This is a genomic window from Microbacterium halimionae (genome assembly GCF_011761265.1).
Classification (GTDB): Bacteria; Actinomycetota; Actinomycetes; order Actinomycetales; family Microbacteriaceae; genus Microbacterium; species Microbacterium halimionae.
The window spans coordinates 1096107-1109487 of record NZ_JAAOZB010000002.1 but is presented as its reverse complement, the minus strand read 5'-3'; the positions used below and the strand labels follow the sequence as shown (position 1 = coordinate 1109487).

General features: G+C 60.6%; 16 protein-coding genes. 10 read left to right on the top strand and 6 right to left on the bottom strand.

What is annotated here, in order from left to right; translation table 11 throughout:
• Positions 1 to 68: 68 nt before the first annotated feature.
• On the top strand, positions 69 to 1130 hold the full coding sequence (trpD, locus tag FHS06_RS13105; RefSeq protein ID WP_167049973.1) for an anthranilate phosphoribosyltransferase: 1062 nt from the start codon (positions 69 to 71) through the stop codon (positions 1128 to 1130).
• 31 nt (positions 1131 to 1161) lie between these two features.
• The gene (locus tag FHS06_RS13100) at positions 1162 to 2457 is read left to right on the top strand and encodes an MFS transporter (protein ID WP_167049971.1); all 1296 of its coding nucleotides are present in this window, start codon (positions 1162 to 1164) and stop codon (positions 2455 to 2457) included.
• On the opposite strand, the gene FHS06_RS13095 is transcribed toward FHS06_RS13100, so the two are convergent.
• Entirely contained in the window at positions 2451 to 3374 is a 924-nt protein-coding gene (locus tag FHS06_RS13095; protein ID WP_167049969.1) for a 5'-3' exonuclease, read from the bottom strand. The two genes, FHS06_RS13100 and FHS06_RS13095, sit on opposite strands and share 7 nt — an antisense overlap.
• 78 nt (positions 3375 to 3452) lie before the next feature.
• On the opposite strand from FHS06_RS13095, the gene FHS06_RS13090 reads away from it, so the two are divergent.
• From FHS06_RS13090 to FHS06_RS13080, 3 genes are read left to right on the top strand one after another with little or no spacing between them, the layout of a single operon-like run.
• Positions 3453 to 4052 (top strand): nucleoside deaminase, encoded by a 600-nt coding sequence (locus tag FHS06_RS13090; RefSeq protein WP_167049967.1) that lies wholly within the window; start codon positions 3453 to 3455, stop codon positions 4050 to 4052.
• Positions 4053 to 4087: 35 nt separating this feature from the next.
• Positions 4088 to 4471 (top strand): hypothetical protein, encoded by a 384-nt coding sequence (locus FHS06_RS13085; RefSeq protein ID WP_167049965.1) that lies wholly within the window; start codon positions 4088 to 4090, stop codon positions 4469 to 4471.
• Between the two features lie 10 nt (positions 4472 to 4481).
• Positions 4482 to 4865, top strand: a complete 384-nt coding sequence (locus FHS06_RS13080; RefSeq protein ID WP_167049963.1) for a TraR/DksA family transcriptional regulator — start codon at positions 4482 to 4484, stop codon at positions 4863 to 4865.
• A gap of 2 nt (positions 4866 to 4867) precedes the next feature.
• Here the strand turns inward: FHS06_RS13080 and FHS06_RS13075 are convergent, their stop codons facing one another.
• From FHS06_RS13075 to FHS06_RS13065, 3 genes are read right to left on the bottom strand one after another with little or no spacing between them, the layout of a single operon-like run.
• Positions 4868 to 5944 carry an FUSC family protein gene (locus tag FHS06_RS13075; protein WP_167049961.1) on the bottom strand — a complete coding sequence of 359 codons (1077 nt, stop codon included), beginning with the start codon at positions 5942 to 5944 and terminating at the stop codon, positions 4868 to 4870.
• A gap of 2 nt (positions 5945 to 5946) precedes the next feature.
• The gene (locus tag FHS06_RS13070; RefSeq protein ID WP_167049959.1) at positions 5947 to 6426 is read right to left on the bottom strand and encodes an STM3941 family protein; all 480 of its coding nucleotides are present in this window, start codon (positions 6424 to 6426) and stop codon (positions 5947 to 5949) included.
• A gap of 50 nt (positions 6427 to 6476) precedes the next feature.
• Positions 6477 to 7199 carry an LON peptidase substrate-binding domain-containing protein gene (locus tag FHS06_RS13065; protein ID WP_167049957.1) on the bottom strand — a complete coding sequence of 241 codons (723 nt, stop codon included), beginning with the start codon at positions 7197 to 7199 and terminating at the stop codon, positions 6477 to 6479.
• Positions 7200 to 7234: 35 nt separating this feature from the next.
• On the opposite strand from FHS06_RS13065, the gene FHS06_RS14245 reads away from it, so the two are divergent.
• The 4 genes from FHS06_RS14245 (at position 7235) to FHS06_RS13045 (ending at position 9984) form a co-directional block, all read left to right on the top strand.
• Positions 7235 to 7630, top strand: coding sequence for a YchJ family protein (locus FHS06_RS14245; protein WP_310734821.1), 396 nt, complete (start codon positions 7235 to 7237; stop codon positions 7628 to 7630).
• Positions 7631 to 7725: 95 nt separating this feature from the next.
• The gene (locus FHS06_RS13055; protein ID WP_167049953.1) at positions 7726 to 8370 is read left to right on the top strand and encodes an SDR family oxidoreductase; all 645 of its coding nucleotides are present in this window, start codon (positions 7726 to 7728) and stop codon (positions 8368 to 8370) included.
• 10 nt (positions 8371 to 8380) lie between these two features.
• On the top strand, positions 8381 to 8902 hold the full coding sequence (locus tag FHS06_RS13050; protein ID WP_167049951.1) for a DUF427 domain-containing protein: 522 nt from the start codon (positions 8381 to 8383) through the stop codon (positions 8900 to 8902).
• A 26-nt stretch (positions 8903 to 8928) separates the two neighbouring features.
• Complete coding sequence (locus tag FHS06_RS13045) at positions 8929 to 9984, top strand: zinc-dependent alcohol dehydrogenase family protein (RefSeq protein ID WP_167049949.1); 1056 nt, start codon at positions 8929 to 8931, stop codon at positions 9982 to 9984.
• Here the strand turns inward: FHS06_RS13045 and FHS06_RS13040 are convergent.
• Positions 9981 to 10370, bottom strand: a complete 390-nt coding sequence (locus FHS06_RS13040; RefSeq protein WP_167049947.1) for a DUF3054 domain-containing protein — start codon at positions 10368 to 10370, stop codon at positions 9981 to 9983. The two genes, FHS06_RS13045 and FHS06_RS13040, sit on opposite strands and share 4 nt — an antisense overlap.
• 53 nt (positions 10371 to 10423) lie before the next feature.
• Between FHS06_RS13040 and trhO the strand changes: the two genes are divergently transcribed.
• Complete coding sequence (gene trhO / locus FHS06_RS13035; protein ID WP_167049945.1) at positions 10424 to 11326, top strand: oxygen-dependent tRNA uridine(34) hydroxylase TrhO; 903 nt, start codon at positions 10424 to 10426, stop codon at positions 11324 to 11326.
• A gap of 10 nt (positions 11327 to 11336) precedes the next feature.
• Here trhO and FHS06_RS13030 read toward each other — a convergent pair whose 3' ends face one another.
• On the bottom strand, positions 11337 to 13343 hold the full coding sequence (locus tag FHS06_RS13030) for a DUF262 domain-containing protein (protein WP_167049943.1): 2007 nt from the start codon (positions 13341 to 13343) through the stop codon (positions 11337 to 11339).
• Positions 13344 to 13381: the final 38 nt, after the last annotated feature.

The window sequence follows — 13381 nt, the reverse complement described above, 5'->3', positions numbered from 1 at the left end:
AGAACGCGGCTTCGAGGCGGTGCCAAATGTGTCGGAGGATTTTTTCACGCTGAGTAGGATCAATGCTCATGACTGAGCTTTATTCTTGGCCCGGAATTCTCACTTCACTTCTCGACGGTGATGACCTCAGCGTTTCGGAGTCGACGTGGGCGATGCGATCCGTAATGGCTGGTGACGCCACACCCTCTCAGCTCGCCGGGTTTCTCGTCGCGCTGCGTGCCAAGGGCGAGACAGTCGATGAGATCGTTGGGTTTCGTGACGCGATCCTTGAAGCGGCGCTTCCGCTTTCGGTCGACTCGCACGTTCTTGACATCGTCGGAACGGGTGGAGACCGGTTCGGAACGGTGAATATCTCCACCATGGCTGCGATCGTTGCTGCTGCGGCAGGCATCCCGGTCGTGAAGCACGGTAACAAGGCCGCGAGCTCGAAGTCAGGTTCGTCTGATGTCCTTGCGGCTCTGGGCATTGATCTGACTCTGGCTCCGGATGCGGTCGCAAAAACGCTGGAACGAACCGGAATCACGTTCGCGTTCGCCTCCGCTTTTCATCCCGGATTTCGCCACGCTGGGCCTACGCGTGTCGAGTTGGGGGTTCCGACCGTTTTCAACTTCCTGGGTCCTCTGTGCAATCCGGCTCGGGCCGAAGCAAACGCAGTCGGCGTCGCTCAGCTTGACCGCGTTCCGCTGATTACCGGAGTTTTCCGCACCCGGGGCGCGACCGCGTTGGTGTTCCGTGGGGATGACGGTCTTGACGAGCTCACAACCACCGGCCACTCTCGCATCTGGGAAGTGAGCCGCGGCGACATTCATGAGCACGATATTGACCCGCGCGATCTGGATATACCGCTGGCGCGCATCGAAGATTTGATTGGCGGCGAGCCGCGCCTCAACGCAACAATCGTGCGAGAGACGGTTGGAGGGAAGAGGGGGGCAGTGCGCGACATCGTTCTCCTCAACGCGGCCGCAGGCATCGTGGCTTATCGGCTCTCGCAGGATGCCTCTCAGGTTCAACGCCCCATTCTTGAGCGACTTCGTGAAGCTAAAGATCTCGCCGCTCGAACAATCGACGACGGCGACGCCGCTGCAAAGCTCGACGAGTGGGTCGAAACCACGCGGTCCCTGTCGGTGTGAGCCGAGGCAGTTGAGTTCTTAGACTGAGACGATGACCTCGTCTGTCCGTTCGGTGGCGTCTCGGGGTATCCCGTGGCTCGTGATCGCAGGTGTGCTTGTCGCTGCGTTGAGTCTGCGAGGGCCAATCGTTGCGCCAACACCCGTTCTGCGTGACATCGAGCGGGATTTAGGTCTCGGCTCAGCAAGTGTCGGCTTGCTGACGACAGCACCGGTCTTGATGTTTGCGTTACTGACGCCGATCGCCGCGATTGTGATTCGACGCTCTGGCGCAGAGCGAGCACTTCTATTGTCACTTTCCGGAGTGTTGGCTGGAACTCTCATCCGGGCACTGCCCGGATTCGGGTGGATGCTCACCGGCATGCTGGTCATCGGGGCGGCCATCACGCTCGGTAACGTCGTCATCCCAGTGATTATTCGACGGGATGTGCCGGGGCCACGCGTCGGAATGATCACAGCTGCATACGTTGCGACTCTCAACGCCGGTTCGCTGCTCACGTCACTTCTCACAGCACCACTGGCAGATGTCGTCGGCTGGTCATGGGCACTTGTGTTCTGGGGTTTCATTACCGTCATCGGTCTGTTTCTATGGGGCGTTCACCTACGGCGAATCCGCGCAAGTGGCAATCTTTCCGGTGAGAGATATTCAGGTGTCAGCTCGGATGACTCGAATACCGGGGGAATTGATCCAGCAACTGTCACAGGCCCGCTGCCGGTGGTCACGAAATCCCGTTCTGTTTTTCGAAACCCGACTGCCTGGCTGCTGCTAGCAACGTTCAGCTGTCAGACCACCATCTATTACGCGTTTTCGACCTGGCTACCTTCTATCACCGCGGATGAGCTCGGTCTTGACCGCGTGGGCGCCGGCGCGCTTGCATCCCTTTTTCAAGGGATGGGAATTCTCGGGGCATTCGTCGTGCCGATCCTCGGCAGGTTTGCGCCACACTGGGTGCCAGCGAGCGTCATTTGTGTGTGCTGGCTCTTGCTCACTATCGGAATGCTTGCCCTGCCGGGTCTCACCTGGGTGTGGTTGATATTTGGAGCTATCGCGCACTCGGGAGGCTTCGTCGTTATCTTCACCGTCTTGGTGGCTGTGTCGCGCTCTGATCGGGAGGCCGCTGGCATGTCAGCATTCGTTCAAGGCGGCGGCTACGCCGTGGGCGCCGTGGGCGCCCCCGTGGTGGGAGCTCTCCATGAAGCTACCGGGGGCTGGGCGGCGGGAGAGTCACTGCTGATCGTGCTTGCATCTCTCTATGCTTTTGCTCTCCTGGCTGCCCTGATCTCGGCGTCTCGCCGTGGCCGCAATCCGGTGATGAAGGCCAATCAATAGCGGGTGAGAGCGTCGGTCAGCCGGGTGATTGCGGCACCGAGTCCCCATTGGCTCGCGAGGCGCTCAGCATCCACCATTTCTTCTGGTGTGAGCGACTGCAGTGCGGTGTCGAGCACTGTGAGTGGTACGTCGCGCGCGACTGCGACCACCTGAGGTGCTACAGCGAGGTATTCCGCCGCATCCCGAATCTTCGCTTGCAGATTCGGGCTCAGTGCATCGCCATGATCCGCTTCAGAAATGACGCCTGCTAGATCTCCGTGCGCGCTGAGGAGTGCTGCCGCGGTCTTGTCTCCGACGCCTCGCACCCCCGGCAGCCCATCGGACGAATCACCCCGCAGTGTTGCGAAGTCGGCGTACTGTGCCCCGGTGACCCCGTACTTGTCGCGCAGAGTTTGTTCTGTCATGACTTCGAGGTGGCTCATACCTTTGGCTGTGTATATGACGCGAATGTCACGAACGTCGTCTATCAGCTGAAAAAGGTCACGGTCGCCTGTGACGATATCGACGGGGATTTCCGCTGAACTCGCGAGGGTTCCAATGACGTCATCTGCTTCGTACCCGGGAGCTCCGAGTACTGCGATACCGACAACCGCGAGAGCATCACGAATAAGGGGGAGCTGTGCCTCCAGGGAATCAGGGACCTCTTCGACGTCGGGTCCGGTCGCTACGATCTCGGCCACGCGATGAGCCTTGTAGGACGGCACCAGATCGACCCGCCACTGCGGTCTCCAATCGTCATCCCAACACGCCACGATATGGGTGGGCTCATAGACGGTCACGAGCTTCGTGATGATATCGAGCAGCCCTCGTGCTGCGTTGACGGGAACACCGTCGGGAGACCGCACAGTATCGGGAACCCCGTAGAACGCGCGAAAGTACAACGATGCAGTGTCGAGCAGCATGAGTCGGGGATTCACACGGTTATTTTGGCACGGCGGGTGCACGCTGGCGAGGGAAAGCGATTTGGCGAAACATTCCGTCGGCACAATGGATTCATGACTTTCGCAACCTCCTATCAAGCCGCGCTACCCGAATGGCTTCTGGCAGATCTTGAAACCCTGCCGCAGTCGCTCCCGAGCGGCGAAGCACGAATGGCGCTGGTGAACGAGCTCGCTGATCGCAATTGGCGAGCGGGCAACGGCGGCCCCTTCGCTGCGATCGTGGTGAATAACGCGACCGACGAGATCGTCGCTGTCGGCGTGAATGTTGTGCTGAGCTCGGGGCTGAGTTCCGCTCACGCGGAGGTCACAGCGCTGAGCTTGGCCCAGACACGCCTCGGGCGCTGGGACCTGGGTGCGGACGGAGCCGACCTCGAGCTGGTTGTCAATTGGCGTCCGTGTGTCATGTGCTACGGCGCGACGATGTGGAGCGGCATCCGTTCCTTGGTGGTTGCTGGTGAAGGCCCGCTTCTTGAGGAACTGACCGGTTTCGATGAAGGACCCGTCGTAGACGATTGGGCTGAGCAGTTCGAGCGCCGAGGAATTCGCGTCACGATCGGCGTCGGACATGAGGCGGCTCTCGAGGTTTATCGCGCCTACGGCGAAGCCGACGTTCTCGTGTACAACGCTCGCGGCGCGGTTGACACCGATTCGTAACCCTGTCGGCACGTTGGCGATGTCATACTGACTTGGTGAAAATCTCCAAGTTTGTTGTCGCCGCCGTGCTTGTCGTGGCAGGCGTTGGCCTTTCCGGTTGCTCGACATCGTCGGATGAGCCGGGCGACGTCATCGCGCCAATCACAATGGATGCTGGCGATCTGCAGGGCAAGACGGTCGATCTCGTCGTGGGTCAGGTGTTGAACATCAACACGGGTGATCTTGCAGTCGATAGCTATACCGGAGAAGTCGCCGATGAAGAAGTCGCCGAGTTCGTCGCGGGGTATGAGCAGGATGGCACCACGTTCAACCCGGGCGTATCGGCTCTTGCAACCGGCGAGTCAAGCGTGACGCTCACGAACGATGACGGTGGAATCCAGCCCCTCGAATTCACTGTTGTGGTGTCACCACGCTCGTAGCACCGCGAGTATGACCACTCGAGCGAATAATTTCGATGGCAACACTCCCGACGGCGAGCCCGTCGACTTTGCCGCGCTGCTTCTCAGCCGTCAGCGTGAATTAAGTGCGCGTATTCGAGAGCACGGGGCGGACGCCCACGCTCTACGAGCCGCGCGCGGCGAAGACGTCGCCGACGACGAGCACGACCCAGAAGGTTCAACGTTGTCGGCGGAGTGGTCGAGACTCGAAGCAATCCGGGGCGCCGAGGCAGACGAAGCCGCCGCGATCTCTCGTGCATTAGAACGATTGAGTTCGGGCCTCTATGGAATCTGTGAAACGTGCGGTCGTCCTATTCCCGCGGATCGTCTCGCAGTGCGCCCGTTCGCGACTCAGTGTGTGAGTTGCGCGAGCTGACGTTATCGATCGCTAAGCGTTTCGTGAATGCGCCGCAAATCTTCCATGAGTGCCCCGATCAGAATCCAGTTTTCGGATGACGGCATGAGAATAGTCAACGGGGTAGTGAGGGCCGGAATTTCTGCAGTGCTTTGCTGAATCTTTTCCTCGCCGCTATCGCGCGCAGCGACATCTGACGAACTCTGTATGAGGCGAACGTCGTGCGCGGCACGACGGAGCTGGTCTGCGATAGCGCGCGCGGCGGGTTCGACGATGACGCTTGAGTCGTACCTGTCGTATACGGCTCGCGCCATGCCAACGACTTGATTCACGATCGGAGTGAAGTACTCCAACTGAGCGTTGAGCTCACGAAGCTCGTGGCGGTGTGCGCGCGCACGCGGATTGAGCGTGAGCGAATCAACACTGACATCGATAGCAGTTTGAGCGCCCTGTTGCATCGGCCGAAGTAACCGGGCAGTGAGGAGAAGTTCCTCGAGATTTGATCGCGTGTGCTCTGTCGTTAGTGCATCAGCTAGACGATCGAGAGTCTGCGCGATTTCATTCCCGAGCGCGTCGATTCGCTCGCGCGCAGGCTGGAGGGCAAGAGGTGGGACGATCGCAAGGTTCGCGATCACTCCGATCGCCGCACCGAGAATTGTTTCCAGCACTCGGTCTATGGCATAGCCGGGCGTTGTTTGTCCGAGGGCGATAACGAGAATCGCGCTGATCGCGACCTGATTCGCCGTCGCCGCAGTCATCTTGAGCGCCCACGCGATGAGCAGCCCCAGCGCGATTGCGAGGACGACAACCCACGTCGATTCGCCAAATAGGATTCCGAGCCCTGACGCGACGGCGACGCCTGCGATGACCCCCGCGCTGCGCTCGAGCGCCTTTGCCAAAGATTGGTTGAGGCTTGGCTGCACCACCAGGAGGGCGGCGATTGCGGCAAAGACTGGTGTGGCGTCGGGGAACACCAACGATGCCGTCAACCAGGCGGCAATTGTCGCGATAGCTGACTTCAAGACCTGCAGCAGCGGAGTACGACGCGGGGCGCGGATTGCTGTGTTGAGGCGATCAGTGACCCGACGTGTGATTTGCATGGCTAGGGGCGTTGCGCGTTGATGGCGGCTGCAGCATCCGCTGGGCTTCTATCGAGCAGGTTATCTGCGAAAACGAGATCCCAACCGCCAGAACTGCGGCGATTCTCGCGAAGCTCGTCTCGTGAAAACCCTCGTGGATCCTGCGCGATGAGGGAGTCAGGGTTTCGCAGCCGGATGCCGAGTTGCGAGGACGTTGAGCCCACACGCTCAACACCACTCCACTCGATCAAGGTGCGATGCGAGAAGCGGATGCCGTCGGCATCTGCTTCGAGAAGCAGACTTCGGCGCCACAGCGATATAAGGGAAATGCCACCTCCGATACCGAAGAAGCCGACCGCAGCGACTCCAATGATGAGGTTCAGCATCGTCTCTGGGCTGAGCGCAACGGTGACAACCCCCATTGCTGCGAAGAGCGAGCACACCGCAGCGATGATCACGAGCTTTCCTCGTGGGGTGATGATTCGAAGCGACGTAGCTGACACTCGACCAAGACTAGACGGGGGAGACCGCCAGCGCGCGTGCACGCGCGCGGCTACGACTTGCTCTCGTCAGGATCGTCGTCGCGGTCGTCTTTATCGATCTGGTCACCGGGTTCGGCAAGGAGCTGAGCGATCGCATCAGCAAATTCTGCATCGGTGCTCGCGGCCGTGAGCGCCGGCTCAGCATCTCGAGTCAGCGCGATGACGCCGGCGAGGAGTTCAGCGAGGCTGTCGGATCGCAGCAGCGCCATTCGGTCTACATCGGGAATGGGTGCGATGCCAGCAAGTTGCCACGATGACGCTATTGGAGCGTCAGAAAGCTCGATAGCTGGATCCCATCCGACGTCGGCGAACTCGCTTGCGCGCGTGAGGACACGGCGAACGACACGTTCAGCCTCATGCCGAAGCGGTTCGAGCGTTGGGCTCCACGGCAGCTCTGCGATGGGGCTCACGTGAGCTTGCGGGTATGGTGCGTCTTCTTGCCATGAAACAACGTCGACCCGGTGGGTGCCGTGGGCGAACACAACAAAATCGTCTGGTGCGGCCGACACGACCCTGTCGATGCGTGCCATCGTGCCGATCGGAAAACGCCTATCCCCGCCGCCAGCTTCGTGCCCGCGCTCAATAAGCACGACGCCAAAGTGCGGCTCTGTGGGGGGTTCAGCCTCAAGAAGTACACCGAGCATGCGTTGATAACGTTCTTCGAATATGCGCACAGTGAGCGGCATGTGCGGCATAAGCACTGTGCTCAGGGGGAACATCGCAACCTGCTCCATGCGGCCAGTCAAGCACTCATGAGAGTGTGGGGAGCGTGAAAAACGCAGAAACGTGCGCATGCGGCAGTGATATTGCGTTCGTGGAGTGCTGTGGAGCGATTATTCGCGGCATACCTGCCCCAACAGCTGAAGCGCTTATGCGGTCGAGGTACACAGCTTTTGTCCTCGGTGACCTCAACCATCTGCGTGCGTCCTGGCATCCGGGCACTTGCCCTGCAGACCTCGCGCTCGACCCCGATGTGACCTGGACAGGGCTCGATGTTGTCAGCGTCGAGGCCGGGAAACCGGGTGATCGCCGCGGCTATGTGGCATTTCGTGCGCATTGGCGCGAACACGGACGGCGAGGAATTCTCACGGAACGGAGCCGTTTCGTCTGGCAGAGCGAGCGATGGTGGTACCTGGATGGTGAGGTTGTCGAGCAGGCTGAGTAGCGGCCGTAACACGAGATCGCTGCAGATGCCAGCACCCCGCTGATCCGATGGCTGGTTCGTAGGGTGGAGTGAGGACGACGAAAGGATAAACACCCATGTCGCGAATTCTGATTTTCGGCGGCCACGGCCGCGTTTCGATGCTTTTGGCACCCCTGCTCGCGAAGCGAGGAGACGAAGTCACAGCTGTTATCCGCAAGCCCGAACAGTCCGCAGAAGTTTCGGAGACTGGCGCAACGCCTCACGTCGCCGATGTTGCAGCACTCGATGTCGATGCGCTAGCTGATCTCATAGCGGGCCACGACGCTGTCGTATGGTCTGCCGGCGCTGGCGGTGGCTCTGCCGAGAGCACATATGCCATCGATAGAGACGCCGCAATCCGCACCATGGACGCCGCGAAAGCTGCGGGCGTGAAGCGGTACCTGATGGTCTCGTGGATTGGTTCACGTCCCGATCACGGCGTTCCCGAAGACGACGACTTCTTCGCCTACGCCGACGCGAAACTTGCCGCAGATGAGCACCTGACGGCATCCGAACTTGACTACACAGTTTTCGGGCCGGGCACGCTCACACTCGACGACGGCACCGGAAAAATCACGCTGAACCCGGAAGGGAACGGCGAGGTTCCCCGCGCGGATGTTGCAGCTGTGCTCGCCGCCTCTCTCGAAGATGATTCGACGATCCGTCGAACGATTCGGTTCGGTTCCGGAGAAACGCTTATCGCTGAGGCTCTTCGCGGCTAAGTTTTCGAGTATGCGACGGCCAACGCCAGACCGGGTAAAGCCTGGGCAGGAGTCAGTGTGGGACTACCCACGACCTCCGCGCCTTGAGCGGCAGAATGCACGGATAAAGATCACTCTCGGCGGTGTTGAGATCGTCGACACCGACGACGTTCTCAGAGTGCTTGAAACGAGCCATCCTCCCGTGTATTACCTGCCGGAAGATGCATTCGAAAGCGGATGCCTCGTCTCGGCGGCGGGGTCATCGATGTGCGAATGGAAGGGTGCCGCGCACTATTTCGATGTGGTCTCGGCCGGCCGCGCTACGCCCGATGCGCGGCCGGTCGTAGTGCCACGCGCCGCGTGGGGTTACGCGCGCCCGATGCCAGGATTCGAACTACTGCGCAATCGCGTGGCCGTCTATCCGCAGCTGATGGATCGATGCACGGTGAACGGCGAGACGGTTATTCCGCAGCCGGGCGAGTTCTACGGCGGATGGATCACGTCAGGGATCGTCGGACCTTTCAAAGGGATTCCAGGCTCTCACAGCTGGTGAGTGAAAAGCGGGCGTACGCTGAAAATATGCGTGCCACAGTGATTCATGCTCCGCGAGATATTCGCGTTGAAGACGTACCCACTCCCCAGCTCTCCACAGGGCGCGATGCCATAGTGCGTGTCGTTGCCGCGTGCGTTTGTGGCTCTGATCTCTGGCCCTATCGCGGTGTGACGCCGACCGAGTCCGCGCACCGTATTGGTCATGAATTTGTCGGAGTCGTCGAGAGCGTCGGTGACGACGTAGCTCTTGTTTCGCCCGGCGATTTTGTGATCGCTCCTTTTTACGTGTGTGACAACACATGCGCGAACTGCCGAAATGGCGTGAGTACGTCGTGCCTCAACGGCGGCTGGTGGGGGAGCGAGGACCGTGAAGGCGGATTCGCCGATGGCGGGCAGGGCGAGTTCGTGCGTGTTCCTCTCGCGGACGGAACGCTGACAGTCGTCGAAGGCCCGGTAGCAGATTCCGAAATTCCCGGGCTCCTCACCCTCAGCGACGTGATGGGAACTGGGCACCACGCCGCGGTGTCGGCTGGCGTAGAGCCAGGAGACGCTGTGGTGGTCGTTGGAGACGGCGCTGTTGGCCTGTGCGCCATCATCGCGGCCCATCGACTCGGTGCGAGCACGATCATCGCGATGTCGCGGCATCCCGAGCGTCAAGCTCTTGCTCGCGAATTCGGTGCCACTCACATCGTTTCAGAGCGCGGAGATGAGGGTGTGGAGCGAGTGCGGGAGCTCACTGGAGGAATCGGCGCAGATCGGGTGCTTGAATGCGTCGGAACGAAGGAATCGATGGACCAGGCGCTTCGCTCGACTCGCCCCGGCGGAATGGTCGGCTACGTCGGAGTTCCGAACGGGGGCCCAGAACTTCCGGTGCAGGCGATGTTTGGACGAAACGTTGGAGTTAACGGCGGCGTTGCCCCTGTCCGCGGCTATATCGCCGAGCTGTTGCCCGATGTGCGTTCTGGAAAGATCACTCCTGGCAAGGTTTTCGACCTGGTGCTTCCGCTTGAAGAAGCAGCCGAAGCGTACGCAGCCATGGATGAGCGTCGTGCGACGAAAGTGATGCTGAAGCCGAGCGCTTAGGCGCGCCGGCGGCGGCTGAAAGCCGAGGCGAGGGCTCGCAAGCCCACCAGGAAGACCAAGAGGGTAATCGTCGCAACGACGATGAATGCTAAGGCTGTGCCTTGACCGCTCACAGCGCGCAGCAGCATCCCGACGACAACTGTCGTCATCCAGAGCCCGAGACCTGTGCGGACGGGTGCTGTGGGCCGCCGCCACGCGACGGTGATGAGCCAACCCACCGCGAGCCCGACGAGAAAGGGCCACGCGGTCGTGGCGAGGCCCCACCCGTTCGCGCCAAAAACACCCTCATCATGACTCGCTCGTCCAATCAAGGCGAAGAGCACAACGAGCACAACGTCGAGCGCCAGTGCTGTCGAAACAGCCCGCGCCGATGATGGTTTAGCCACTGGGTTCCTTTCAACAACGAACTCTGTCGTCGCGCACGGCCTACCATTGTTCGGTGGCCGTCTCTAAGATTCTCCTGTATTACCGGTTCACACCGATCGCCGACCCTGAGGCTATTCGTGTGTGGCAGCGCGACCTGTGCGAGCTCTTGGGGCTTCGCGGCCGCATCCTGATCTCCAAAGACGGGATCAACGGCACGGTCGGCGGCGAGCTGAAGGCCGTTAAAACCTACTGGCGCAAGATGCGCGCATACGCACCTTTCGCTGAAACTGACTTCAAATGGTCGGAGGGATCGGAGCTCGACGCTCGCGGGCTCAGCAACGATTTTCCGCGATTGGTCGTAAAGGTGCGGGATGAGATCGTGAGCTTCGGTGCACCTGACGAGCTTCGGGTTGACGAAGGTGGCGTGCGCGGTGGCGGTACTCACCTTTCGCCCGAGGCAGTCAACGAATTGGTGGCTGAACGTGCGGACGAAGTGGTGTTTTTCGACGGCCGAAACTCCTTCGAGGCCCAAATCGGCAAGTTCAAGGACGCCGTCGTCCCGGATGCCGCAACCACACGTGACCTTGTGACCGCGATCGACTCCGGTCAGTACGATCACCTCAAAGACAAGCCAATCGTCACGTACTGCACGGGCGGAGTGCGCTGCGAGGTGCTCTCTAGCCTCATGATCTCGCGGGGTTTTTCGGAGGTCTACCAGATCGATGGCGGCATCGTTCGATACGGCGAGCGCTTTGGAAACTCCGGACTGTGGGAAGGCTCGCTCTACGTCTTCGACGCGCGTGAGGCTCTGACGTTTGGCCCCGATGCAGCGGTCATCGGAAAGTGCAGCGGATGCGGGGTGCCCGAATCTCGCATGGTGAACTGTGCTGATCCGAATTGCCAGAGCCGGGTCGTTCAGTGTGCCGATTGCAGCCACGCCGGCGCGCCGAGGTGCGAGCGCGCGCACGCGGCGTAGAACGCGTTACTCACATCACCGCGCCGAAGTAGGAATACTTCACGAAGACCTCGGGAGCAAAGCCCGCTTCGTCGAGTAGACCTTGGACAGCGGTGAGCATGTACTTCGAATCCCATCCCATGTACAGAAAGTGGGATTCGTCGAGCGCGTCCCACTCGCCATTCCACGCCTGAGCGTCAAAGATCGGACCCCCGCGTCGCGCACTGAACGCGACCACTTCGGCTCGCGAGTCTGCCCACAGTCTCGTGAAAATGCGGTGAAACAGATATTTCACGTCGTGGACTTCCCAGTGTTCTCCGCGGTATTCCACGTAGTCGAATTCCCGCTCCCAGCCTCTCGGCCAGCCTCGGCGGCGTTTCGCGTCGAGGATCGGGGTGAGGTCGTCGTCGTCGATTCCGACCGTCACCGGCCGCGCCCAGATCTGCAGGAACTTCTCCGTCAGTCGCGCTGTGCGGGCAGCGATCGCTGCGGTTCCCCAGGACCCCTCAGAGGCGAGATCGGATGTCATAAGAAATCCGCTCGCGCCGTAGGTGGGCTGCTTCTCGTGGAATGACCTGTCGAATGCGCGCTCGGCGAGCGACTCCTCCAAAAGGGTGAGGTTTCCCAGCGTCGGCGCGAGAGCGCGGTGGCTGTTTTGCTCATCGTCGGTGTAATCGGCCCACTCGCGCTTGCCATCTCCGCTCCAGTTATCTCCGGGAGCGAGCGGGAAGATGTGCTCGACATCGCACTCTGAGAGGTCGGTGGCCCCGGCGAGGCGTCCGAGAACATACAGCGCGTGAGGGAGCTGACCGTATTTAAGCGCTACTTTGACGCGTTCATCTGATGGAGTGATCCGCGCTACTGCATGCCGGAGCGCATCGGGGCCGTCCTCTCTGGCCCGGCAAAGGCGGGCAACGAGCCTGTCGTTGCTGATGCCGACGACCGCGCGACGTAGGAGCAGCGCCTGCACGTATTCGAGGGTTTCTATCGCAGCTTCTTTCGTGAGCAGCCCATCGAGATACTCCCGGTACACCCGCATGACGAGCGGATACATGCCGCGTGCGAAGGTGTTGATGTGAATCAAATGGGCCGCGATTTCGCCGTCTTCTGCCTCGGAGGGGTCAAGTAAGGTCCGATAGACCTCGGAATAGCTCAGCCACTGCGCTGCGTGACCGCGAAGCGTGTCGATTGTGAGCCGCGGAAAACTGTTGCGGAACGCGTCGTAAACTCCGCGTTCGCCCGCGATAGCGACCTCTCTACCTGTCGTCATGATCAGATAGTGCTGCCAGAAGCCCCCGATCGATTCACCGGTGTTCCGTTCGAGCGGCACCCAGAAGAGTTCTTCAATCTCGGTCTGCTCTGCGTGAGTCAGCCCCATGAGTACGTAGTTGTGAATCAGCTCGTGGTCGCGTAGCGGCTCGCCGGTCGAGTTCAGGCTCTCAAATGTCTGTTGCGCGTTTGCATCGGCGCCGAGAGAGATCGAGACGTGCTCGAGTTTCTTCAGACCCCGCCAAATGCGAGGCGCTTCCGATGTGCCAACCTGACTGCGGAAGAACGCATAGTTGTCATCAAATCGCGACGAGCGATCCTCATCACCGGGCGCGCGGCGATCCAGTACGACGCTTTGGAACACGTCTGCCCATGCCTTGTGGGGTCGCAACTTCGTTTTTGCTTCATCCGGGTCGTGCATGAGCACGCGCGCAAGTTCCGCGGCCATCTCCGGATCGCTATCTTTCACCGCATGGTGCACGGCCGCGACCAAGAGCATCAGCGTCGTGATTCGCTGCTGCCCATCGATCAACACAAGCTCGGCGGCATCCGCTTTGGATGCCTGCGTTGAAAGAATCGAACCGATGAAGTGGGTGTGGCTTTCATCAGAATCGGCAACGGCTCGAACATCGCCGAGGAGCTGCTCGCACCCGCCGATGTCCCAGCGGTATTGCCGCTGGTACACGGGGACGACGATCGTCGTGCCGGGAGTAGAGAGCCAGTCGATCGTATTGACCGCTGTGGCGTCGACGTTTGTGGCAGTGCCCATGATTCGGCTTCACTCCTTGCCTTCATCGGTTCCGCGCG